This window comes from Streptomyces sp. NPDC096013 (genome assembly GCF_044763565.1).
Taxonomy (GTDB): Bacteria; Actinomycetota; Actinomycetes; order Streptomycetales; family Streptomycetaceae; genus Streptomyces.
The window spans coordinates 50,412-72,194 of sequence record NZ_JBIWGK010000027.1 but is presented as its reverse complement, the minus strand read 5'-3'; the positions used below and the strand labels follow the sequence as shown (position 1 = coordinate 72,194).

Below are 21,783 nucleotides of genomic sequence, written 5' to 3'. Positions count from 1 at the left end.
AGCGCGTGATGATGCCATAAGGCCGACATAAGAGAACGATGAGAAGGCTGTCCGTGGCCAAGGAATGACCCCGCGCGGGGCTGTCAACGAGGAAGCGCCTCACGCCGGTTTACGACGTTTGCGACCCCGCCTCCGGCCTGTCACCGCTTTCCGCGTTGCCGTACGCGATGTGCTGATGTGATGATTTCACCCATGTCCGATCGCGGGGGAGACGACAACGACATGGCGGACGGCGGCGAGAGCACCGAGGAGGCCGGGGAGATACGCCGGTCCCGGCTGCTGGACTACGCGGAGATGGGCGAGGCAGGTCCATCCGCCGCGCCCGCCGACGCCTCCGAGCCCCTGAACAGCGACGACGCGGTGGCACGCGGGCGGCATGAATTCGCCGTACTGCTGGGCGAGTTCCGCCGTACGGCGGTGCTGGTGCCGACAGATCGGGACGACGCACCCCTCGTCGGCGATTTCGGCGGCATCCGGTGGATCTACGCGTTCTCCACCGAGTCGGCGTTGGCGCGGTTCGCGATCGCGAGGGGTGAAGGCGGGCGGGAGTGGCCGTATCAACGGCTTCTGGGAGCGCGCTTGTTGGACGCGGCGGTGCCGGCGGCGGGTGTGCCGTGCGGGGTGGCGCTGGATGTGGGGACCGAGGGCGAGGGCGTGCTGTTTCCGCCGGTGACGGGGATCGTGCCGGAGGGGGCGGCGGTGGACGCGGGCGTGGATGTGGACGCGGCTAGGAAGGCACGGGGATGAGCGGCGACGGCGGGCAGGACATCAGGGCGGCCGGGCTCGACGAGATAGCGCGGGGGATCACCCTGGTGCTGGGCGAGTTGAAGGACCTGGGCATCGACAGCCTGGCCGGAGCGGGCCGGGGTTTCTCCGAACTCGCCCTCTCCGGAATTGAGTTGGGGAACGAGGAGCTGCTGTCCGGCTTCACGTCGTTCTGCGAACGCTGGGAGTGGGGCGTGCGCGCGCTGGTGGCTGAGGGCAACAACTTCGCGGCGGGCGTCGGACTTTCGGCGGGCACGCTGTACGAGACGGACCAGTACGTCCAGGGCGCGATGAAGATCGTGGTGAACGCGGGTATGGGCAACCCGTACGCCACGGAGGACGAGGTCACCAAGGAGAGCTGGGGCGACCTCGTGCGCAACAACGAGTACACCGGCGGCGTCGACTACAGCGCCGAGTCGATGGACAAGGCGATGGACAACAGCGAGCAGGCCTACAAGGACGCGGCGCGTGACGTGATGACCTCGCACACCTTCAGCCCGCTGGGCCCGGGCCTCAACCCGGCGAACCTGGCGAGCGCGGCGGGGGTGAGCGGGGACGAGTACAACGCCTTCCTGGACAGCGAGTTGGGCCCGTCGCCGGAGGAACGGGCGAAGGCGGCCGAGGCCCAGAGCGGGGACGCGGGCTGATGGGAATCGGCGATCTGGTCAACTCCGGACTGAGCAAGGTCGGCGATGTCGTCGACTCGGGCAAGAAGCTGGTCGGCGAGGGGGTCGACAAGGGCACCGACCTCATCGGAGAGGGCCTGGACCACGTCGGCGCCCACCGCTACGCCGTCGCGGTGGAGAACGCCGGCGACCGGATCGCCTCGAAGCTCGGCGCCACCCCGGACGAGAAGCAACTCGGCGACACCGACCTGCCCTCCGACCTCGTGCACGGCGACCCGAAGGCGATCCGCGCGACGGCCAAGCACCTGACCGACTTCTTCACCGCCTTCGACAAGGTCGGCGACGGCATGCGCAAGCTCAACTCGTCGTCCTGGCAGGGCGAGGCGGCCGACACCTTCCGCGAGAAGTTCGCCATGCACCCCACGAAGTGGCTCCAGGCGGCGGACGCCTGCGACGCGGCGGGCAGGGCGCTGTCGTCGTACGCGGACACGGTGGAGTGGGCGCAGGGCCAGGCGCGGGACGCGATCCACCTGTACGGCCCGGGCAAGAAGGCGTCGGACGCGTACAAGGCGGACGTCGCGAAGCACAAGGACGACGACAAGAAGCCGGAACCGTCGACGGACCCCGGCGCCGCCGCCGTGCGACGCGCCCACGAGATCCTGCACGAGGCCCGCCGCCAACGCGACGAGGCCGCCCGCACCGCCGCGCGCGCCGTCCGCGAGGCCCTCGCCCACGCCCCCGCCGAACCGCCCCCGCTGACCCGGCTGAAGGCGGACGCGGTCGACGGCTACCAGGCCGTCAACACGGAGATCCTGCACTTCGACGCCGGCATCGCGAAGGGCACCGCGGGCATCCTCACCTTCGCCCGCGGCCTCAACCCGACGGACCCGTACAACCTCACCCACCCCGCCGCCTACGTCCAGAACGTCAACATGACCCTGGCGGGCCTGGTTTCGACGAGCGCCCATCCGGAACGGGCCGCGAAGACGATGCTGGACGACTTCATGAAGGACCCCTCGGAGGGGACGGGGCGATTGCTGCCGAACCTGCTGGGGGACGGCGCGGGTCTTGAGGCCGCGTTCGGGCGGGCGGCGCTCAAGGACGGGGTGGAGAGTGCCGTGGAGACGGGGGTGCGGCGGTCGGCGAGCGACGCGGCGGGGGATGCGGCGGGGGCGGGTCGGAAGGGGGCGACGGAGCATCCTGAAGGCACCAGTCGGCGCCCGGAGGAGACGGTCTGCGAGCGGGACCCGATCGACGTCGCCACGGGCCACATGGTCCTGCCACAGACCGACCTGTCCCTGCCGGGCGCACTGCCGCTGGTCCTGAAGCGCACGTTCAACTCGGCCTACCGAGCAGGGCGTTGGTTCGGTCCCACATGGTCGTCGACGGTGGACCAGCGGCTGGAGATCGACGCCGAGGGAGTCGTCCTCATCGCCGAGGACGGTCTGCTGCTGGCCTACCCGCACCCCGCGCCGGGCCTGCCCACCCTCCCCGGCCACGGCCCGCGATGGCCCCTGAACCGCGAGGACGGCGGCTACACCGTCACGGACCCGGACTCCGGCCGGGTGCGGCACTTCGCCGACAGCGGACCCGACTTGGCGGTCCTGGAACAGCTCGACGACCGCAACGGCAACTGGATCACCTTCGAGTACGACACGGAAGGCGCCCCGCTCGGCATCACCCACAGCGGCGGCTACGAGCTGAGGTTCAGCACCGCGCACGGCCGCGTCACCGCCCTCACCCTGACCGGAGCGGCAGGCGAGGGCCAGGCACAGGAGATCCTCCGATACGGCTACACCGACGGCCACCTCACCGAGGTGACCAACTCGTCAGGCATCCCCCTCCACTTCGACTGCGACGAACACGGCCGCATCACGGCGTGGACCGACACCAACGGCAGCCGCTTCGACTACGTCTACGACGACCGGGACCGCTGCACCCACCAGTCGGGCGTGGCAGGCCACCTCAACTCCGTCTTCACCTACGACACGACCGACCCGGAGACGGGCGACCGGGTCACCGCCATCACCAACTCGCGGGGCCACACGGCCCGTTACCTGGTCAACGACCGCGCCCAGGTGACGGCCGAGATCGACGAGACGGGCTCGGTCACCCGCTACCGACGCGACCGCCACAACCGCCTCCTGTCCCGCACCGACCCGCTCGGCCACACCACCTCCTTCCGCTACGACGAGACCGGCAACCTGCTCACGGTCACCCGCCCCGACGGGCGCGAGGCGCGGGCCGAGTACAACGAACTCGGCCTGCCGGTACGGCTGGTGAACCCGGACGGCACGGTCCTCCGCCAGACGTACGACGCCCGCGGCAACCGCACATCGGTGACCGACCCGACCGGCCACACCACCCACTTCGCCTACGACGACTCGGGCCGCCTCACGAAGGTGACCGACCCGCTGGGCCGGGCCACGACCGTCCACTGCGACCGCACCGGCCTCCCCCTGGAGATCACCGACCCGCTCGGCGAGGTCACCCGCTACGAACGCGACGGCTTCGGCCGGCCTGTCACCGTCACCGACGCGCTGGGCGCGACGACCCGCCTGACGTGGACGCCCGAGGGCCAGCTGTCCCACCGCACGGCACCCGACGGCACGACGGAGTCCTGGACGTACGACGGCGAGGGCAACTGCACCAGCCACACAGACCCGTTGGGCGGTGTCTCCCGCTTCGCGTACACGCACTTCGACCTGCTGACATCCCGCACCGGCCCTGACGGAGTCCGCCACGACTTCACCCACGACACCGAACTGAACCTCACCCGAGTCACCAACCCCCAGGGCCTGACGTGGAGTTACGCCTACGACGCGGCAGGCAGCCTGACCGCGGAAACGGACTTCGACGACCGCACCCTCACCTACACCCACGACGCGGCAGGCCGCCTGGCCACCCGCACGAACACCCTCGGCCAGGTCATCGAGTTCGAACGCAACGCACTGGGCCAGGTGACCCGCAAGGACGCGGCAGGCCAAGTCACCGCGTACGCCTACGACATGACGGACGGCCTCGCTCAGGCGACCGGCCCTGACACCACCCTGACGATCCTGCGCGACCGCCACGGACGGGTCCGCTCGGAGACGGTCGACGGCCGTGAACTGACGTACACGTACGACGAGTTCGGCCGCCGTACCGGCCGTACGACCCCGACCGGCGCGACCACGACCTGGTCGTACGACGCCGCCGGCCGCCGCACCGGCATGACGGCGTCGGGTCGCGCCATCGACTTCACGTACGACGAGGTCGGCCGCGAACTGGCCCGCCAGGTGGGCGAGATGGTCACCCTGAACCACACCTTCGACACGGCCGGCCGTCTGACGACCCAGTCGGTGACGGCCTCGACCGGCCGCTCCCTCCAGCACCGCGCCTACACCTACCGAGCCGACGGCAACCTCACGGCGATCGACGACCAGCTCTCCGGCACCCGCCGCTTCGACCTGGACGCGGCGGGCCGGGTGACGGCGGTCCACGCGGCGAACTGGACCGAGACGTACGCGTACGACGAGGCGGGCAACCAGACGCAGGCTCACTGGCCGACGGGACACCCGGGCCAGGAGGCGACAGGCGCCCGCGCCTACACCGGCACCCGCATCACCCAAGCGGGCAACGTCCGCTACGAACACGACGCGCTGGGCCGCACCACGCTCCGCCAGAAGACCCGCCTGTCCCGCAAGCCCGACACCTGGCGCTACGAGTGGGACGCCGAGGACCGCCTCACCCAGGTGACCACGCCGGACGGCACCCGGTGGCGCTACACCTACGACCCCCTCGGCCGCCGCACGGCGAAACTCCGCCTGGCAGCGGACGCCGAAACGGTCGTAGAAAGGGACGTAGAAGCGGTCGTAGAGAAGGTGAAGTTCACCTGGGACGGCACCACCCTCTGCGAGCAGACCACCACGTCCCCGGACCTCCCTCACCCGGTGACCCTCACCTGGGACCACCAGGGCCTGACCCCCATAGCCCAGACAGAACGCATCACCACCGCGGACATCCCCCAACAGGACATCGACTCCCGCTTCTTCGCCATCGTCACCGATCTGGTCGGCACCCCGACAGAACTCATCGACGAACAGGGCGACATCGCCTGGCACACCCGCAGCACCTTGTGGGGCACAACGGCCTGGGCAGCAGACAGCACCACGTACACACCGCTCCGCTTCCCGGGTCAGTACTTCGACCCTGAATCACTGCTCCACTACAACTACTTCCGCTACTACGATCCTGAGACGGCCCGCTATCTCACCCCGGATCCTCTCGGGCTCACGCCCGCACCGAACCCGGATACGTACGTCGCCAATCCATGCACGTCGTCCGATCCATATGGGCTCGCTCCTTGCCCGCAAGGCGAAAAGGGCAACCCGTTCAAAAGTCGCGGGGATGCGGAGAAAGCAGCCTTCGACGTGGCCGGTGTGCCGTACGGGACAGCACCTGACGCCGAGTGGACTGTCATGGGGGATGTAAGGCTGGAGAACATGCCGGGACACGTCTATTCACCAGACCCGACCCATTGGGGAAATTTCAGGCAGTTCGAGACTGAGAACGGATCGCGTGTTGTCGTCGAGCACACTCATGACCCGGCGGGGCCACACTTCCACGCAGGAGCACCCAAGGGCTTCAACGCGGAGGACCGTTCTCGGAACTGGGTCAACTTCGGCTGGGACAACACCAAGCAAGGGTATGGAACCATGGAACGATACCGCCAATTGGACAAGCCCGGCGGTGATCACCACTTCTTCTATGAAAAATAGGCCTTACGGAGTCGCCATGGATGAATCAATCGTTTCCCGTCTGCAGAGCGCGGGGCTGGAGGTAATTTCTCCATTCGCGGGCACTGAAGGGCCGTCCACAGAACAGGCATTCCAGCGCGTTGTTCACATCGACGCCAAACCTGTCGAGCGAATCACGGTCAGCACGGCTGATGCGGCTCTGCAGGTCAACTCATCCTGGCGGTCACATGCACTGAGCGCGGGGGTAATTTCCGATGATGGATCATTCTTGGTGGCTGTCGGCCTAAGGCATCCGTGGGTCCAGGTGAGACTGACTGAAACCACCGACATCTCGGCTTTCGAAGGAGCCGACGATGAGCTCCTCTTCGTTACTCGTTCCATTACCGGCCATAGCGTGTGCGCGGCAACCACCGAGGAGGGTGAGTACTGGATCCTGGTGCTGGACTTCCCTCAGCCCTAGTCACGCGCCCAAGTGCACCCGGCTCGCCTTTTGGCCGAGGCCGGCCCCACGGGAGAGAGAAGGATAAGGGACGCATGGAGATCGAGGAGTTTCTGCGTGACCGAGGAGCCGATGACATGCTGCATCCCGGTGGGACACTGCTGGCCCATCTGGGGCGTGTGCAGGGGCTGTTGGCGGAGTGGGGAGCGGATTCCGTCGTCCAGACCGCGGGGTTGTGCCACGCGACGTACGGCACGGACGGCTTCGCGCCCCACCTGCTGCCCGTCGACGACCGGGCCACGCTCATCGCGCTGATCGGTGAACCGGCCGAGGCACTGGTCTATCTGTACGCCAGCTGCGACCGCGGTGCTGTCTACCCTCGCGTCGACGGGACGACGGATCTCGCCTTCCGGGACCGCTTCACCGGACGCGAACTCAGCCCACCCGTCGACCAGTTGCGCGCGTTCTTCGACATCACGGCCGCCAACGAACTGGACGTCCTGGCCCACAACACGGAACTGGCCGCGCGCTACGGCCCTGGCCTGCACGCCCTCCTCACCCGCGCCGGCACCCTGCTCTCCCCCGCCGCCCGCGAGGCCGTGAACCGGCAACTGGGTTGACCTCAGCACCCACCTCAAGCAGGACTGTTGAGCCTGTCCGGCTCGCACCCGCCGTCTTCCGGTTCACCCACGCGCGGCCTCGTGTTGACGAGCCGGGGTTGCTGCGCACGCCGTAGCCGGTATCGTCGTCGGTGAAGAGGAACGAGCCCCCGCCACGGCGGGTATCCGTGACAGGGGCTCAGGCTCACTCAGGAGCCTTCGGAGGCCCCTAGTCCTTTTGGGGGCCTCCGGCTACCTGGTGATCCACCAGAGCCACCACCTCCTCACGTGCTTGGCCCACGATTCCGGCAGACACCGGGTGAACCGACACACAAGAGTCAGCCTTGGTCTGGCATGACGTCCCATGGGTGCGCCTCCCTTTTCTCAGGGAGGCGGCCTTTTTTCGTACCCGGAACCGCCTCGCTTCGGGCCGGGCCCCGAGGGGACGGGACCCGGAACAAGGGAGGCGCGCCCGAGGGCGCGTCATATGACGGATATTACCGGCAACTCGTATATGCCGTGGACCAGTTGAGGCAGGCACCGAAAAGGCGGTCGCCCCCAGCCGTCAGCCAGGGGCAACCGCCTTCACGCGGAGCGGAGTTGACCGGTCAGGTCAGACCGCCGAACCCGCCTTCCACTGGGCCCAGTCCATGTTCCAGCCGTTGAGGCCGTTGTCCGGGGCCACCGTCTTGTCGCCGGTGTTGGAGATGACGACGACGTCGCCCACGATCGAGTTGTTGTAGAACCAGGCCGCCGGCATGTTCTTGTCGCCCGCGCCCTTCACGTCCTGGAGGCCGACGCAGCCGTGGCTGGTGTTGACCGAGCCGAAGACCGAGGGGGAGCCCCAGTAGTTGCCGTGGATGAACGTGCCGGAGCTGGTGAGGCGGATGGCGTGGGGGACGTCCTTGATGTCGTACTCGCCCTTGCCGTCGTCGTCGGTGAAGCCGACCGTCGCGCCGTTCATCCGGGTCTGGACGAACTTCTCGGACATCACCATCTGGCCGTTGTACGTGGTGTGTTCGGGGGAACCGGCCGAGATCGGGATGGTCTTGACGACCTTGCCGTCCTGCTCCACCTTCATCTGCTTCGACTTCGCGTCGACGTACGAGACCTGGTTGCGGCCGATGTGGAAGGTGACCGTCTTCTGCTGCACGCCGTAGACCCCGGAGGCGCCCTCGACGCCGTCGAGCGCGAGCTTCAGCGTGACGGTGGAGTTCTCCTTCCAGTAGTCCTCGGGGCGGCAGTCCATGCGCTGGGTGTTGAACCAGTGGCAGACGACCTCCTGGCCGCCGCTGGACGTGACGGTGATGCCCTTCTGGACGGCGGCCTTGTTCGTGATCGCCTTGTTGAAGTTGATCGACACGGGCATGCCGACGCCGACCGTGGAACCGTCCTCGGGGGTGAAGTTCCCTATGAAGCTGTTGGCCGGGGAGACCGTGGTGAAGGAGGCGTTCTCGTGGGCCACCAGGCCCGCGGAGTCCTTGGCGGTGGCCGCGACCTTGTACGTGGTCGAGCGGTCCAGCTGCGCGCTCGGCTTCCAGCTGAGCTTGTCCGCCGAGATGGCGCCCGCGACGGCCTTGCCGTCCGCCGTCGTCATCGTCACGCCCGTGAGCGTGCCCTTGCTGACGGTGACCGCGGCCGAGTTGTTGATGGAGGCGTTGTCCGAACCGTCCGCCGGTGTGATCTTGATCTGGGCCTCGGAGGACTTCTTCGCCGCCGCCTCGTCGACCTTCGACTGCGAGCTCTGGCTCGAATCGCTCCCGGACGACTTGTCGTCGCTGCCGGAACACGCCGTGAGCACGAGCACACCGCCGAGCAGTGCGGACGCGGCCACCAGACCCTTGCGCCGCTTACTGTCCGTCATCACACGCTTCTCCATCGTTGCCGAAAAACCCTGAAAACCCGAGTGACCCCGTTGACCCGGAGCGACCCCGTTGGCCTCGTACGCAGTTCCCGTTGAACAAATCCTTAAGAAACCAACGCTACGACGGGTGCCCACCGTTCCGTTTGCCGCCCAGATGTGGGCCACACCACGTCCACGACGAGGCCCCGGACAGCGGTCGCCGCCCGGGGCCTCGCTCTCCCGCGCACGGCTCAGCCGGTCACTGCCGTCCCGTCCGATTCATCGTCGCCGTCGACATCATCCTCGTCGATGTCCCAATCCGGCGAATCCGGGTCGTAGTCGATCTCCTCACTGCTCCAGGACGCCTGGGCGAGTTCGACCCCGGGCATGTCGCTGACCAGGTCGAACGGGTCGACGAGATAGGCGAGGGCCTCGGCGGTGTCTTCGGTCACAGCGGTCTGGGCGTGGCCGCGCTCGTCGCCGGGCAGCTCGGGATCGTCGGCGATCTTGGCCAGCGCGGCCTTGGTCACGGCGTCCTCGTTCTCGACTTCGAGAACGAGCTCGACACGAAGGCGTACAAAGCGTGATGTCTCTGGGGTGCTCATGCCGGGAGCGTACGGCCCACAGGTCCCGCGACTTTCCCGCAGCCCGCACAGTTCATTAGCATCGCCCCACACGGCCAATTCGCCAGCGCCACAAGGGGATCGATATTCCGTGTCAACCGCTCGCCGAACGATGCTGACCGCCACCGCCGCGGGCACCCTGCTGGGCGCCCTGTGGTTCGTCCCCTCCGCCAACGCGACGGTGACCGACCAGGCCGGAGTGGAGACTTCGGCGAGACCTGCCTCGCAGGTCACCCAGCAGGCCCGGGTCACCTCGACGGACGTCACCGCCACCTCGGACCACACCCAGCTCGCCGACACCGGCAGCCCGGACACCACGCCGTACATCGTCGGCGGCACGGTGTTCCTCGGCCTCGGCGCCGGATTCGTGGCGTATTCGGTCCGCCGGGAACGACTGGGCTTTTAACTCGCTTGACGCTTCTTTGACCCAAGCTTCATAGTCCGCTCATGAAGAGATCATCGGGCATACGGCTGTGCGTCACCGTCGCGGTGGGCGCACTGTCGCTGGCCCTCATCACCGGTTGCTCCGACGGCGGTTCGGACAAGGCCGAGAGCAACACCGGGAGCAGCACCGGGGATTCCGCGCGGGACTCCTCGAAGAACACCGCCAAGGCGCTCTCCGTCGCCGAGTTGAAGAAGCGGATCATCACCCAAGGTGACGTCACCGGCTACAAGGTCGGGGCGGTCAGCGGCAGCCCCGCCAGGGCCGGCATCAAGGCCGAGGAGAAGTGCAAGCCGCTGCTCTACCCGATGAGCGGCCTCGCCCCGACCGTCGCGTCCGCGGAGACCAACCGCATGGCCACCGCGGAGAAGAAGCCCTCGGCCGCCGCCACCGCCCTGGAGGACATGAGCGACGCCGAGATGGACGACGCGCTCACCGCGTCGATGAGCATCGACGTCACGATCGTCACGCTGTCGTCGTACGACGGCGACGGCGCCCAGAAGGCCGTCAAGGCCGTGTCCGACGCGGTCGCCGACTGCGCCAGCGGCTTCACCGCGGGGTCGGGCGGCGACGAGCAGAAGTTCTCGAAGGTCGTCGCCGAGAAGGGCCCGGGGACCGGTGACGAGTCGGTGGCGTTCGCGGCGAACGGCGAGATGGACGACACGGACGGCAAGTCGGCCGTCGTGCACGTCGACGTCGTCCGGCACGGGAACAACGTCGCGTCGTACTACACGATGAACCTCGGCAGGATGATCGCCGACAAGGCCTACACGGTCCCGGCCGCGGTCGTCACCGCGCAGTCCGCCAAGCTGAAGTGACGTACGGGGCCCGGCCGTTGCCGCGGCCGGGCCCCGACTGCCCTACCGCAACGGCCCGGTGACCTTCTCCACGGCCTCGACCACATGCCCGCCCCGCACGAACGCGTCGGCCGCGGCGAGGTCGGGAGCCAGGAACCGGTCAGGACCGGGACCTTCGACTCCCGCCGCCCGTACGGCGTCGATGACCGCCCGGGACGCCGGCGCGGGCGCCAGCCCCTCGCGCAGCTCCACCGCACGCGTCGCCGCGTACAGCTCGACGGCGATGATCCGGGTGAGGTTGTCGACGGCGGTGCGCAGCTTGCGGGCGGCCGACCAGCCCATGGAGACGTGGTCCTCCTGCATCGCGGAGGACGGGATCGAGTCGGCGGAGGCGGGCACCGCCAGCCGCTTCATCTCGCTGACCAGCGCGGCCTGCGTGTACTGGGCGATCATCAGCCCGGAGTCGACACCGGCGTCGTCCGCGAGGAACGGCGGCAGCCCGTGCGAGCGGTTCTTGTCGAGCAGCCGGTCGGTGCGGCGCTCGGCGATCGAACCCAGGTCGGCGGCGGCGATGGCGAGGAAGTCGAGGACGTAGGCCACCGGCGCGCCATGGAAGTTGCCGTTGGACTCGACCCTCCCTCCCCCAGAGCCAAAAGCCTGGGAGGTGCCCCCAGGCAGCACCACGGGGTTGTCGACGGCGGACGCCAACTCCCGTTCCGCGACGAGGCGGGCGTGCGCGATGGTGTCGCGTCCGGCACCGGCGACCTGCGGGGCGCACCGCACCGAGTAGGCGTCCTGGACGCGCGGCGCGCCGTCCTGGTGGTGCCCGGTCAGCTCCGAACCGTCAAGCACGGCAAGCATGTTGGCGGCACTGGCGCCCTGCCCGGGGTGCGGGCGGATGGCGTGCAGCTCGGGCGCGAGCACCTTGTCGGTGCCGAGCAGCGCCTCCAGGGAGAGGGCCGCCGTGACGTCGGCGGACTTGTAGAGCATGTCGAGGTCGGCGAGCGCCATGACCAGCATGCCGAGCATGCCGTCGGTGCCGTTGAGCAGGGCGAGGCCCTCCTTCTCGCGCAACTCGACCGGTGCGATGCCGTGTTCGGCGAGCAGTTCGCCCGCGGGCCGTACGACCCCGTCCGGGCCCTCCGCGTCGCCCTCGCCCATGAGGGTCAGCGCGCAGTGCGAGAGCGGGGCCAGGTCGCCGGAGCAGCCGAGGGAGCCGTACTCGTGGACGACGGGCGTGATCCCGGCGTTCAGGACGTCGGCCATGGTCTGGGCGACCTCCGGGCGGACGCCGGTGTGGCCCGAGCAGACGGTCTTGAGCCGCAGGAACATCAGCGCGCGGACGACCTCGCGCTCCACGCGCGGGCCCATGCCGGCGGCGTGCGAGCGGACGATGTTGCGCTGCAACTGGGCGCGCAGTTCCGGGCTGATGTGCCGGGACGCCAGCGCCCCGAAGCCGGTGCTCACGCCGTACACGGGCTCCGGCTTGGCCGCGAGCGCGTCCACGATCTCGCGCGCCGCGGCGAGCGCCGTGACGGCCTCGGCCGAAAGCTCGATCCGGGCGCCCTCGCGCGCCACGGCGAGGACGTCGGACGCGGTGACCCCGGACGTCCCCACCACCACAGTGTGCATATCCATATTCAGGAGCGTACGCATTGAATGTGGTGGTGTCACTACCGGGTGACCGCTGAGACCCTTACAGGTAGGTCACACGCGCCGACCCCGGGCGGCTCACGTCCTACGGCCCCGGAACCGCCGCCGCTCCGCCGGCATCTCCGGCGTCGGGGAGTCCGCGAGCCGTACGACCGGATCGTCCGGGCCGTCGCGCCCGGCAACCACCGGCTTGTCCGCGCGGAGTGCCTTCGCACGGTACTGGGCGGCGTCCGCCAGCCGGAACAGCCGGCGCCCGGACCGTACCGCCCCGATCGGGTCCTCCGTCGACGCGACCCCGCACGCGACGCCCTCGCCCAGCTCCAACTCGGCCGCGCGGCGGCACAGTTCGACGGCCGCGTCGACCACCTCGTCGGCGGGCGGTCCGACCGCGAGCAGACAGAACTCGTCCCCGCCGAGCCGCGCGGCCAGCGCGCCCGGCAGCATCGCCCCGCACAACGACAGCACCGAGCCGAAGCGTTCGAGGAGCCGGTCGCCGACCGCGTGCCCCTGGGTGTCGTTCACGCGCTTGAGTCCGTTCAGGTCGCACACGACGAGGCTGACGACGACCCCGTCCCGCCGGTGCCGCTCGATCGCCTCGTCCAGGCACACATCCACGGCACGGCGGTTGGCGAGCCCGGTGAGCGCGTCCGTGAACGCGAGCCGCCGGGCCTCCTCCAGCCGCTCGGTCTGGGCGATCCCGGCCGCGACGACGGACGCCAGTACGGTCGCGAAGTCGGCGTCACCCCGGCCGAAGACCGGCGCGCCGACCGGCCGTGCCACATACAGCTCGCCCCAGGCCCGGCCGTGCAGCACGATCGGCGCGACGACACAGCATCCGCGTCTACGGCGCCGTAGGGCCGCCACGCGTTGGTGGCAGTAGCCGGGGCTGCCGGCGGCCGGGCCCTCGGCGGTCTCGACCCAGGCGTTGGGCTCGCCGCCGCCTGCCCAGCGTTCGTGCAGGAACTCGGTGATCTCGGGGAACTGGTGGACCGGGTAGGTCTCGCCGTCCGGGAACTCCTCCTCGCCCTCGGCGCGCTCGCCCACGTTCACCAGGACCCTGAGTCTTCCCAGCTCGCGTTCCCACACCGAGAGCGCGGCGAAACTGGCGTCCAGGGCTCGGCATGCTCCGGCTGCCGCCGCCCGCCAGGACTCTCGCGGGGTGTGCGCCGCCGCCATCCCCTGCGCGAGCTCCACCACGGCCGCCAGCCGCCTGTCCTCACCCATCACTCCAGGCTAGGGAGGTTTGGGGCATAGCGGGACATTGATGGGGCGAATAGGTGTCGTGGGGGTGGGGTGGGGGTGGGGTGGGGGTGGGGTGGGTTGGTTGTCGGGTGCGGGTTCTGGGTTCGGGTCTGGTGGGGGTGGGCTTGGGGTGGTTGTCGGGTGCGGGTCCGGTGGGGGCTGGTCGCGCAGTTCCCCGCGCCCCTGGGGGGTGGGCGCCGGCCGGGTTGGCGGGTTGGCCTGTGTCGGTCGCGTCCCTAAGGGGGTGGGCGCCGGCCGGGGCTGTGTTGGTCCCCTCCCCTACTCCCCCGGCCACTCCGGCGGGCGCTTTTCGTTGAAGGCTGCTACGCCCTCTGCTCGGTCTCCTGAGAAGGCCACCGCGCGCCAGGCCGCGTCCTCTACCTCCAGGCCGGTTCGGAGGTCCAGGCCGTGGCCGAGGCGCAGGGCTCGCTTGGCCGCGCGTAGGCCGATCGGGGAGTTCGCGGCGATGCGGGTGCCCAGGGCGAGGGCCTCCTCCCGGTCCTGGCCCGGCTCCACCAGGACGTCCACCAGGCCCAGCTCCGCCGCCTCGGGCGCGTCGAGGCGGCGGGCGGTGAAGATCAGTTCGGCCGCGCGTGCCGCGCCCACCCTGCGGGGCAGCAGCTGCGTACCGCCGCCGCCCGGGATCACGCCCACCGACACCTCCGGCAGTCCCACCACGGCCGTGCCGTCCGCCACGATCAGATCGCAGGACAGGGCCAGTTCGAAGCCGCCGCCGAGGGCGAAGCCGTGCACGGCGGCGATCGCCGGCATGGGGAGTTCCAGGACGCCCGTGTACGCGGCCCGCGCGAGCGGGCGCTGCCGTACGAGTTCCGCGTCCGTGAGGGAGTTGCGCTCCTTGAGGTCGGCGCCGACGCAGAACGCCCGCTCGTGCGACGAGGTCACCACGGTCACGCGGACGTCCCGGTCCGCCGCCAGTGCCGCGCAGGCCTCGGCGATCGAACCCGCCATCGCCGTGGAGACGGCGTTCATGGCCTTGGGCCGGTCCAGGACCAGTTCCGCGACGTACCCGTGCCGCCGCACCAGCACGAATTCCCCGAACCGCTCCTCGCCCATGACCGCCTCCTGGTTAACGTGGGTTAACAGACCTCGTCCCGATCATCGCACGCGGGTTCCCCGTTCGGGTGACATCACGCCCAACTCCCGCCGCACCGCCCGGAGAAGCGCATAACGTGCGTCCGCCACACCACAGGGGAGGGATCGTGACGACGAGCACGAAGGCGGAGCGGGCCGAGGACACCGAGGAAATAGCACCGCTCCCGAGGGGCCGGCACCGCCGCCCCCGGCCCCGCAAGATCCTGCTGGCCGTCGGAGGGCTCGCCGTGGCCGCCGGGGTGCTGAGCCTCGTACGCCTGGCGCCCGAGTCCGGAGTCGGCGGCGTGGGTACCGCCGAGGCCGAGCCCAGTCCGGACGCGACCCGGAGCGCCGACCGCCCCGCCAACGCGGCCGCCACGATCCATGCCGACCCGACCGCGATCCCCTCCACGGCCCCGTCCACGGCCCCCTCCGCGACCTCGGTGATGGGCGGCGAGAGCGCGACTCCCACGACGGCTTCCGGGGTCGTACCGACTCCGTACGGGACGGCGCCGCGCACGCCTGCGGAGGTGCGTCCGACGACCGTCCCGGAGGCCACCGCCGCCGCCACGCCACCGCCTGAGGCACCCGCTCCGCACCCCACGCTCACCACCGCGCCGGACCCCACGCCCGCCCCGAGCCGGCCCGCCGACTCCCCCTCCCCCACGCCGAGTCGGCCGAGGCTGTGCGTGCCGATCATCGGGCTCTGCGTGGACGGTCTCGCCAACCACTGAGCCGCGTGCGCGAGTTGGGGCTGGGGCCTGTCTGACCATTCCCGTCTGCCGCCCTGCGGGCGACGACGGGAATGGTCAGACAGGCCCTACGCCGGTGCGGAGTCCCGGCGGGTGAGCAGCCAGGGTTCGACAACTCCCAGGCCGCGCACGGGGCGTTGCCACATCGGCTGGAGGGCGAAGCGGTACGTCGGGGGCTCCTCGCCCTCCTTCTCGGCGGTGGCCGCGGCCTCCGCCGCCTCCGCCTCGGAGGCGGGGGCCTCGCCGCTGCGGATCAGTTCCTCGGCGAAGGCGCTGTCGACGAGGACGGCGTCGCGGGGAGCTATCGACGTGAGGCGGGAGGCCAGGTTGACGGTCGTGCCGAAGACGTCGCCCATGCGGGTGGTGACCGTGCCGAAGGCGATGCCGACGCGGAGTTCGGGCATCGTCTCGTCGCCCGCCATGGTCTCGATGAGGCGCAGCGCGATCTCGGCGGCGACCCCGGCGTCGTCGGCGGAGAACAGGACCTCGTCGCCGAGGGTCTTGATCAGGCGTCCGCCGCGCGCGGCGACCAGGTCGGCGGCGGTGGTCTCGAAGGCCTCTACGAGTTCGCCGAGTTCCTCCTCCTCCATGCGCCGGGTCAGCCGTGTGAAACCGACGAGGTCCGCGAAGCCGACGGCCAGGCGCCGGTCGACCATCTCCTCGTCGTCGCCCGCCTGGACGACCCGGCCGGCCGAGGCGGCGAGCTGGCGCCGCCAGACGTAGACGAGGAACTCCTCCAGCTCGGGCAGCAGCAGCTCGATGATCGGGTACGTCACCTCGGTGCGGGACATGCCCGGCTCCGGCGGTTCGGTCAGGCCCTCCAGGAACGAGTCCATCTGCCAGCCGGCCAGCCGCGCGGTGGTCTGCCCGGTGGAGCGGGCCACCTGCACCGCCATCGCCTCGCTGAGCAGCCCCGCCTCGACGAGACCGGCCAGGCGCCGCAGCGCGAGGACGTCCGCCTCGGTGAACGCCTTGGCCTGGCCGACGTCGGCGAAGCCCATGGCCCGCCAGAAGCGCGTGGCCAGCTCCATGGAGACGCCGGCGGTGCGGGCCGCCTGGAAGGGGGTGTAGCGGCGCTCCGCGCCGAGGATGAGTCCTTCGAGACGCAGCGCGAGCGGGTTCTCGCCGGGATCGGCGGCATCGGGGGTCACCCGGCCGTCCGCGTCCGCGCCGGAGCCCGTGTCGTCGACGGTCACGCCTGCTGCCCTTCCGATCTGCCACGGTCAGGTATCGACCGGGCCCAATGCTACGGCAGGTGTGGGCCAGCTCACTCCGTGAGTCACACGGACATGGTGGCCGCAAGGGCGGTCGGTGTCACGCGGGGCGCAGGTGGACGATGTCGCCCGCCCCCACGGGCTCCTGCACGCCGTCCTCGGTGGCGAGGACGAGCCGCCCGTCGCCGTCGATCGCGACGGCCTCACCGGTGATCGACCGGTCCCCTGGCAGTTCGGCCCGCACGGTACGGCCGAGCGTGGCGCAGCCGGCCGCGTAGGTCTCCTGGAGGCCGCTCTCCACCGGGTCGCCGCCCGCCACCCGCCACTTGTCGTACCAGTGCTCCAGGGACCGTAGAACCGCCCTCAGCAGGGGATCGCGGTCGGTGGTGACGGCTCCGGCGAGGGCGAGGGAGGCGGCCTGGGGCACGGGCAGCTCCTCCTCGCGGAGGGTGACGTTGATGCCGACGCCGACGATCACGGCGGAGTCCCCCGCGCGCTCGGCGAGGATGCCTCCGGCCTTGCGTTCCTCGCCGCCGACAGTCACCAGGAGGTCGTTGGGCCACTTGAGTGCCGTGTCGACCCCGGCGGACCGGGAGAGCCCCGTCGCGACGGCGACCCCGGTGAGCAGCGGGAGCCAGCCCCAGCGGGCCACGGGCACGTCATCCGGCTCCAGCAGCACCGAGAAGAACAGTCCCGAGCGGGCTGGTGCCGTCCACTGCCGGTCGAGCCGCCCGCGCCCGGAGGTCTGCTCCTCGGCGACCAGGACGGTGCCCTCGGCGGCCTTGCCCGCGGCGGCCAGGGCGACGAGGTCGGAGTTGGTGGAACCGGTGCTCTGGACGACCTCCACGCCGGTCCACAGCCCGCCCGCCCGGACCAGTCCGCGGCGCAGCGCGCCGGTGTTGAGGGGCGGCCGTTCCAGATCGGACCAACGGCTGCTGTCGTCTGAGGCATCTCGCGGCGTCATGCAAGCCACCCTAGGTGTGTTGTACGCCGCACTGCCGATCGGTAGGCCCGCCACTACTCTACGGATGAGTAACCGTCCCCCCTTTTGAGCAGGCAGGGAGCCGTAATCCCGATGTCCGAGCCGGAAGCGCCTCAAGAGATCGACATTCACACGACCGCCGGGAAGATCGCGGATCTTCACCGCCGTACCCAGGAGGCGACCCACGCCGGCTCGGCACGTGCGGTCGAAAAACAGCACGCCAAGGGCAAGTTGACGGCTCGTGAGCGGATCGAGCTGCTCCTCGACGAGGGGTCCTTCGTCGAGTTCGACGAGTTCACCCGGCACCGCTCCACGGACTTCGGTCTGGAGCAGAACCGTCCCTACGGCGACGGGGTCGTCTCCGGCTACGGCACGGTCGACGGCCGCCCGATCGCCGTGTTCTCGCAGGACTTCACGGTCTTCGGCGGCGCGCTGGGCGAGGTCTACGGCCAGAAGATCGTCAAGGTGATGGACTTCGCGCTGAAGACGGGCTGCCCGGTCATCGGCATCAACGACTCCGGCGGCGCCCGCATCCAGGAGGGCGTGGCCTCCCTCGGGGCGTACGGCGAGATCTTCCGCCGCAACACGCACGCGAGCGGTGTGATCCCGCAGATCAGCCTGGTCGTGGGCCCGTGCGCGGGCGGCGCGGTGTACTCGCCCGCGATCACCGACTTCACGGTGATGGTCGACCAGACCTCGCACATGTTCATCACCGGCCCGGACGTCATCAAGACGGTCACGGGCGAGGACGTCGGCTTCGAGGAGCTGGGCGGCGCGCGCACCCACAACGCGGTGTCGGGTGTGGCCCACCACATGGCGGGCGACGAGAAGGACGCGATCGAGTACGTCAAGCAGCTGCTGTCGTACCTGCCGTCCAACAACCTGAGCGAACCGCCGGCGTTCCCGGAGGAGGCGGACCTCTCCGTCACGGACGAGGACCGCGAGCTGGACACCCTGGTGCCAGACAGCGCGAACCAGCCGTACGACATGCACACGGTGATCGAACACGTCCTGGACGACGCCGAGTTCTTCGAGACGCAGCCCCTCTTCGCCCCGAACATCCTCACCGGCTTCGGCCGGGTCGAGGGCCGCCCGGTGGGCATCGTGGCGAACCAGCCGATGCAGTTCGCGGGCTGTCTGGACATCGACGCCTCCGAGAAGGCGGCCCGCTTCGTCCGCACCTGCGACGCGTTCAACGTCCCGGTCGTCACCTTCGTGGACGTCCCCGGCTTCCTCCCGGGGGTCGACCAGGAGCACGACGGCATCATCCGCAGGGGCGCGAAGCTGATCTACGCCTACGCGGAGGCGACGGTCCCGCTGATCACGGTGATCACCCGCAAGGCCTTCGGCGGCGCCTACGACGTCATGGGCTCCAAGCACCTCGGCGCCGACCTCAACCTCGCCTGGCCGACCGCCCAGATCGCCGTCATGGGCGCCCAGGGCGCGGTCAACATCCTGCACCGCCGCACGATCGCCGAGGCGGAGGCGGCAGGCGACGTGGAGGCGACGAGGGCCCGCCTGATCCAGGAGTACGAGGACGCCCTCCTCAACCCCTACATCGCGGCCGAACGCGGCTACATCGACGCGGTCGTCCTCCCGTCCGACACCCGCCGCCATGTGGTCCGGGGCCTGCGCCAGCTCCGTACCAAGCGCGAGTCCCTGCCCCCGAAGAAGCACGGCAACATCCCCCTGTAGAGGAGCGCCCCCATGAACATCAAAGTCGTACGGGGCAACCCGACCCCGGAGGAGCTGGCCGCCGCACTGGCGGTGGTGAGGGCCCGAGCGGCGGCGGCGACCACTCCGCCGGCCGCTCCGAGGCAGCGCGACGCGTGGTCCGACCCGGCGAGGATCGCTTCCGCGGCGCTTCCCCAGCCCGGCCCAAGCGCATGGACCCGCACCTTCTGGCCCAGCTAGGGGAGCCGCTTTCAGGGGCGCGGGGAATCGCGCGACCAGCCACAACGGACGCGCACCCTACACACAACGCAGCACAGCCTCAGCCATCACCTCGTACCCCTCGTCATTGGGGTGCAGTCGATCCCCGAAGTCATAAGCAGGGTGCAGCCGATCCGAGTCACTCGGGTCGGCCATCACCCGATTCAGATCAACGACCCCGCTGAACTCCCCAGAACACCGCACCCACTCGTTGACCTCATGGCTGACCTTCGCCGCCCGCTCCCCCCAGTGATCCGACCCCCCGAACGGCAGCAGGGTCGCTCCGACCACGGTGAGTCCACGCGCCTGCCGTAGCAACTCCCGGTACCCGCCGATGACTTCGGCGGCGGAGACGACCGGCGCCGGCTTGTACGTGGGCTGCGCGTCCGTCTCGCTGAACCCGATGTCATTGAGCCCGAGCAACACAACAACCGTGTTCACCCCGGCCAGTTGAAGCACATCCCGCGAAAACCTCCGCACCCCCCGCTCCCCGTACCATGCGGAGTCGTTGAGCAGCAGATTCCCCCCGATCCCGGCGTTCAGGACGGCCCGCCCGGTCCGCGAGGCCAACGCGTCCGACCAGCGCCGGTCGGCCCCCGGCGTGGACCCGAACCCGTCGGTGAGGGAGTCCCCGAAGAGCACGATCCCGTCCGTACGCCCGGAGTCGGTCTCGACGGCGGACAGGAAGTACCAGGACTCGCTGGACTCGGTGAACCCCTCCCCGTCCAGCAGGCATCCGGCACCCCGGCAGCTGGTCGCGAACGCCTGCGCATGGAAGGTGGCCGGTCCGGTGGCGGAGTCGAAGTACAGCGTGACGGCGACCTGCTCCCCCGCCGCCACGGCGAGGGGGACGGGGTCGCTCACCAACTCTCCCCGCGCGGGCATCTCCCCGTCCGCCGCGCCGCCGAAGGCCAGCCGCACCACGACCCCGCCGGCGGCCACGGACCCGGCGGTGATCCGCACCGGCGAGTTCCCGTACGCGTTGGAGAACCGCACCCGCACGTTCTCCCCGCCCGCCGTGAGCCGCACGACCTGGCGCAACGACTGACGCCAGAACCCCTCCCGGGACCAGTTCGGCGTGAAGCCCTCGCTGGGCGGCTGGGGCGACGCGGTCCAGGCAGTAGTGAACATGGCACACCTCTCCAAAAGGAACCCTGGTCCCATTACTTTAACGGAACCAGGGACCCTTTAAGCAAGCCCGCGAAGTTGAGTACCCGTACTCAGGCGCCCGCCCCGGCCGGGCGGCACGCTGGTGACATGCTGTGGTCCGACCCCGACGACGAACCTCCCGAGGAACTCCGGGAGACGGAGGTCATGCTGCGGCGGCTGGGGATTCTCATGGCGCTCGCGATGGTGCTGGCGATGATCGTGATCGGTCTGGCGTGAGCGGCGGAGGCCGCGCCGATACCCTGAGCGCATGACAGATCAGCCGCGCCGCCGACTCGTGCTCGCCTCCCAGTCCCCCGCCCGGCTGGGCCTGCTGCGCCAGGCCGGACTCGACCCCGAGGTGATCGTCAGCGGGGTCGACGAGGACGCCGTCAGCGCCCCCACCCCGGCCGAACTCGCCCTCGCACTCGCCGAGGCCAAGGCCTCCGTCGTCGCCGCGAAGCCCGAGGTCAAGGGCGCGCTCGTCATCGGCTGCGACTCGGTGCTCGACCTCGACGGCGAGGCCCTCGGCAAGCCCGCCGACGCCGAGGAGGCCACCGCCCGCTGGAAGGCGATGCGCGGGCGGGCCGGCACGCTCCAGACCGGCCACTGTGTCTACGACACGACGAGCGGCCGGTACGTCTCGGCGACCGCGTCCACCGTCGTCCGCTTCGGCGAACCGACCGACGCCGAGGTCGCCGCGTACGTCGCCTCGGGTGAACCCCTGTACGTGGCGGGGGCGTTCACCCTCGACGGCCTTTCGGCGCCGTTCATCGAGGGCATCGACGGCGACCACGGCAACGTGATCGGCATCAGCCTGCCGCTGGTCCGCCGGCTGCTGGCCCACCTGGGCGTCGGCATCACGGAGTTGTGGGCCCCGCGGGAGAAGTAGCGGTC

20 protein-coding genes are annotated in these 21,783 nt (G+C 70.1%); 12 read left to right on the top strand and 8 right to left on the bottom strand.

Going from position 1 to position 21,783, the window contains the following annotated elements:
• Nucleotides 1-192 precede the first annotated feature (192 nt).
• The 5 genes from ACIRB1_RS45010 (at nucleotide 193) to ACIRB1_RS44990 (ending at nucleotide 7,189) form a co-directional block, all read left to right on the top strand.
• Nucleotides 193-747 (top strand): hypothetical protein, encoded by a 555-nt coding sequence (locus ACIRB1_RS45010; protein WP_403469763.1) that lies wholly within the window; start codon nucleotides 193-195, stop codon nucleotides 745-747.
• A complete protein-coding gene (locus tag ACIRB1_RS45005) occupies nucleotides 744-1,412 on the top strand; it encodes a hypothetical protein (protein ID WP_403469762.1) in 669 nt (222 codons plus the stop codon). Before ACIRB1_RS45010 ends, ACIRB1_RS45005 begins: the two co-directional genes overlap by 4 nt.
• Complete coding sequence (locus tag ACIRB1_RS45000; protein WP_403469761.1) at nucleotides 1,412-6,151, top strand: putative T7SS-secreted protein; 4,740 nt, start codon at nucleotides 1,412-1,414, stop codon at nucleotides 6,149-6,151. The genes ACIRB1_RS45005 and ACIRB1_RS45000 overlap by 1 nt, the downstream gene beginning before the upstream one ends.
• Before the next feature lie 16 nt (nucleotides 6,152-6,167).
• On the top strand, nucleotides 6,168-6,590 hold the full coding sequence (locus tag ACIRB1_RS44995; protein WP_403469760.1) for a hypothetical protein: 423 nt from the start codon (nucleotides 6,168-6,170) through the stop codon (nucleotides 6,588-6,590).
• A 74-nt stretch (nucleotides 6,591-6,664) separates the two neighbouring features.
• On the top strand, nucleotides 6,665-7,189 hold the full coding sequence (locus tag ACIRB1_RS44990) for a DUF6817 domain-containing protein (protein ID WP_403469759.1): 525 nt from the start codon (nucleotides 6,665-6,667) through the stop codon (nucleotides 7,187-7,189).
• Nucleotides 7,190-7,781: 592 nt separating this feature from the next.
• Here ACIRB1_RS44990 and ACIRB1_RS44985 read toward each other — a convergent pair.
• Nucleotides 7,782-9,032 (bottom strand): Ig-like domain-containing protein, encoded by a 1,251-nt coding sequence (locus ACIRB1_RS44985; RefSeq protein WP_352185753.1) that lies wholly within the window; start codon nucleotides 9,030-9,032, stop codon nucleotides 7,782-7,784.
• 230 nt (nucleotides 9,033-9,262) lie between these two features.
• On the bottom strand, nucleotides 9,263-9,616 hold the full coding sequence (locus ACIRB1_RS44980; protein ID WP_352185754.1) for a hypothetical protein: 354 nt from the start codon (nucleotides 9,614-9,616) through the stop codon (nucleotides 9,263-9,265).
• 130 nt (nucleotides 9,617-9,746) lie between these two features.
• Here ACIRB1_RS44980 and ACIRB1_RS44975 point away from each other — a divergent pair, with 130 nt between their 5' ends.
• Nucleotides 9,747-10,040, top strand: a complete 294-nt coding sequence (locus ACIRB1_RS44975; protein WP_352185791.1) for an LAETG motif-containing sortase-dependent surface protein — start codon at nucleotides 9,747-9,749, stop codon at nucleotides 10,038-10,040.
• A 41-nt stretch (nucleotides 10,041-10,081) separates the two neighbouring features.
• Complete coding sequence (locus ACIRB1_RS44970) at nucleotides 10,082-10,894, top strand: hypothetical protein (protein WP_403469758.1); 813 nt, start codon at nucleotides 10,082-10,084, stop codon at nucleotides 10,892-10,894.
• Nucleotides 10,895-10,936: 42 nt separating this feature from the next.
• Here the strand turns inward: ACIRB1_RS44970 and hutH are convergent, their stop codons facing one another.
• From hutH to ACIRB1_RS44955, 3 genes are all read right to left on the bottom strand, one after another.
• The gene (gene hutH / locus ACIRB1_RS44965; protein ID WP_403469771.1) at nucleotides 10,937-12,505 is read right to left on the bottom strand and encodes a histidine ammonia-lyase; all 1,569 of its coding nucleotides are present in this window, start codon (nucleotides 12,503-12,505) and stop codon (nucleotides 10,937-10,939) included.
• A 99-nt stretch (nucleotides 12,506-12,604) separates the two neighbouring features.
• Nucleotides 12,605-13,750 (bottom strand): sensor domain-containing diguanylate cyclase, encoded by a 1,146-nt coding sequence (locus ACIRB1_RS44960; RefSeq protein ID WP_352185756.1) that lies wholly within the window; start codon nucleotides 13,748-13,750, stop codon nucleotides 12,605-12,607.
• 297 nt (nucleotides 13,751-14,047) lie between these two features.
• Nucleotides 14,048-14,842 (bottom strand): enoyl-CoA hydratase/isomerase family protein, encoded by a 795-nt coding sequence (locus tag ACIRB1_RS44955; protein WP_403469757.1) that lies wholly within the window; start codon nucleotides 14,840-14,842, stop codon nucleotides 14,048-14,050.
• Nucleotides 14,843-14,988: 146 nt separating this feature from the next.
• On the opposite strand from ACIRB1_RS44955, the gene ACIRB1_RS44950 reads away from it, so the two are divergent.
• Entirely contained in the window at nucleotides 14,989-15,594 is a 606-nt protein-coding gene (locus tag ACIRB1_RS44950; protein ID WP_403469756.1) for a hypothetical protein, read from the top strand.
• Nucleotides 15,595-15,680: 86 nt separating this feature from the next.
• On the opposite strand, the gene ACIRB1_RS44945 is transcribed toward ACIRB1_RS44950, so the two are convergent.
• Both ACIRB1_RS44945 and ACIRB1_RS44940 read right to left on the bottom strand, forming a co-directional pair.
• Nucleotides 15,681-16,808 (bottom strand): adenylate/guanylate cyclase domain-containing protein, encoded by a 1,128-nt coding sequence (locus ACIRB1_RS44945; protein ID WP_352185759.1) that lies wholly within the window; start codon nucleotides 16,806-16,808, stop codon nucleotides 15,681-15,683.
• Nucleotides 16,809-16,926: 118 nt separating this feature from the next.
• Nucleotides 16,927-17,790, bottom strand: a complete 864-nt coding sequence (locus ACIRB1_RS44940) for a biotin--[acetyl-CoA-carboxylase] ligase (protein ID WP_403469755.1) — start codon at nucleotides 17,788-17,790, stop codon at nucleotides 16,927-16,929.
• Nucleotides 17,791-17,901: 111 nt separating this feature from the next.
• Here ACIRB1_RS44940 and ACIRB1_RS44935 point away from each other — a divergent pair, with 111 nt between their 5' ends.
• Together ACIRB1_RS44935 and ACIRB1_RS44930 are read left to right on the top strand one after the other, a co-directional pair.
• Complete coding sequence (locus tag ACIRB1_RS44935; protein ID WP_352185761.1) at nucleotides 17,902-19,503, top strand: acyl-CoA carboxylase subunit beta; 1,602 nt, start codon at nucleotides 17,902-17,904, stop codon at nucleotides 19,501-19,503.
• A gap of 12 nt (nucleotides 19,504-19,515) precedes the next feature.
• Nucleotides 19,516-19,722: an acyl-CoA carboxylase subunit epsilon gene (locus ACIRB1_RS44930; protein ID WP_352185762.1), complete on the top strand. Its 207-nt coding sequence runs from the start codon at nucleotides 19,516-19,518 to the stop codon at nucleotides 19,720-19,722.
• A 57-nt stretch (nucleotides 19,723-19,779) separates the two neighbouring features.
• On the opposite strand, the gene ACIRB1_RS44925 is transcribed toward ACIRB1_RS44930, so the two are convergent.
• Nucleotides 19,780-20,871, bottom strand: coding sequence for an SGNH/GDSL hydrolase family protein (locus ACIRB1_RS44925; protein WP_403469754.1), 1,092 nt, complete (start codon nucleotides 20,869-20,871; stop codon nucleotides 19,780-19,782).
• A 126-nt stretch (nucleotides 20,872-20,997) separates the two neighbouring features.
• On the opposite strand from ACIRB1_RS44925, the gene mmpB reads away from it, so the two are divergent.
• Both mmpB and ACIRB1_RS44915 read left to right on the top strand, forming a co-directional pair.
• On the top strand, nucleotides 20,998-21,126 hold the full coding sequence (gene mmpB, locus ACIRB1_RS44920; RefSeq protein WP_352185764.1) for a morphogenic membrane protein MmpB: 129 nt from the start codon (nucleotides 20,998-21,000) through the stop codon (nucleotides 21,124-21,126).
• Between the two features lie 31 nt (nucleotides 21,127-21,157).
• Nucleotides 21,158-21,778 carry a nucleoside triphosphate pyrophosphatase gene (locus ACIRB1_RS44915; RefSeq protein WP_329553209.1) on the top strand — a complete coding sequence of 207 codons (621 nt, stop codon included), beginning with the start codon at nucleotides 21,158-21,160 and terminating at the stop codon, nucleotides 21,776-21,778.
• Nucleotides 21,779-21,783 lie beyond the last annotated feature (5 nt).

Excerpts from the sequence above, each read along its gene's own strand:
- ACIRB1_RS45005 (WP_403469762.1), top strand. The coding sequence starts at position 744 with ATGAGCGGCGACGGCGGGCAGGACATCAGGGCGGCCGGGCTCGACGAG.
- mmpB (WP_352185764.1), top strand. The coding sequence starts at position 20,998 with ATGCTGTGGTCCGACCCCGACGACGAACCTCCCGAGGAACTCCGGGAG.
- ACIRB1_RS44935 (WP_352185761.1), top strand. The coding sequence starts at position 17,902 with ATGTCCGAGCCGGAAGCGCCTCAAGAGATCGACATTCACACGACCGCC.
- ACIRB1_RS44960 (WP_352185756.1), bottom strand. The coding sequence starts at position 13,750 with ATGGGTGAGGACAGGCGGCTGGCGGCCGTGGTGGAGCTCGCGCAGGGG.
- ACIRB1_RS44930 (WP_352185762.1), top strand. The coding sequence starts at position 19,516 with ATGAACATCAAAGTCGTACGGGGCAACCCGACCCCGGAGGAGCTGGCC.
- ACIRB1_RS44980 (WP_352185754.1), bottom strand. The coding sequence starts at position 9,616 with ATGAGCACCCCAGAGACATCACGCTTTGTACGCCTTCGTGTCGAGCTC.
- ACIRB1_RS44985 (WP_352185753.1), bottom strand. The coding sequence starts at position 9,032 with ATGACGGACAGTAAGCGGCGCAAGGGTCTGGTGGCCGCGTCCGCACTG.
- ACIRB1_RS44970 (WP_403469758.1), top strand. The coding sequence starts at position 10,082 with ATGAAGAGATCATCGGGCATACGGCTGTGCGTCACCGTCGCGGTGGGC.
- ACIRB1_RS44940 (WP_403469755.1), bottom strand. The coding sequence starts at position 17,790 with ATGACGCCGCGAGATGCCTCAGACGACAGCAGCCGTTGGTCCGATCTG.
- ACIRB1_RS44955 (WP_403469757.1), bottom strand. The coding sequence starts at position 14,842 with ATGGGCGAGGAGCGGTTCGGGGAATTCGTGCTGGTGCGGCGGCACGGG.
- ACIRB1_RS44990 (WP_403469759.1), top strand. The coding sequence starts at position 6,665 with ATGGAGATCGAGGAGTTTCTGCGTGACCGAGGAGCCGATGACATGCTG.
- hutH (WP_403469771.1), bottom strand. The coding sequence starts at position 12,505 with ATGCACACTGTGGTGGTGGGGACGTCCGGGGTCACCGCGTCCGACGTC.
- ACIRB1_RS44975 (WP_352185791.1), top strand. The coding sequence starts at position 9,747 with ATGCTGACCGCCACCGCCGCGGGCACCCTGCTGGGCGCCCTGTGGTTC.
- ACIRB1_RS45010 (WP_403469763.1), top strand. The coding sequence starts at position 193 with ATGTCCGATCGCGGGGGAGACGACAACGACATGGCGGACGGCGGCGAG.
- ACIRB1_RS44925 (WP_403469754.1), bottom strand. The coding sequence starts at position 20,871 with ATGTTCACTACTGCCTGGACCGCGTCGCCCCAGCCGCCCAGCGAGGGC.
- ACIRB1_RS45000 (WP_403469761.1), top strand. The coding sequence starts at position 1,412 with ATGGGAATCGGCGATCTGGTCAACTCCGGACTGAGCAAGGTCGGCGAT.
- ACIRB1_RS44995 (WP_403469760.1), top strand. The coding sequence starts at position 6,168 with ATGGATGAATCAATCGTTTCCCGTCTGCAGAGCGCGGGGCTGGAGGTA.
- ACIRB1_RS44915 (WP_329553209.1), top strand. The coding sequence starts at position 21,158 with ATGACAGATCAGCCGCGCCGCCGACTCGTGCTCGCCTCCCAGTCCCCC.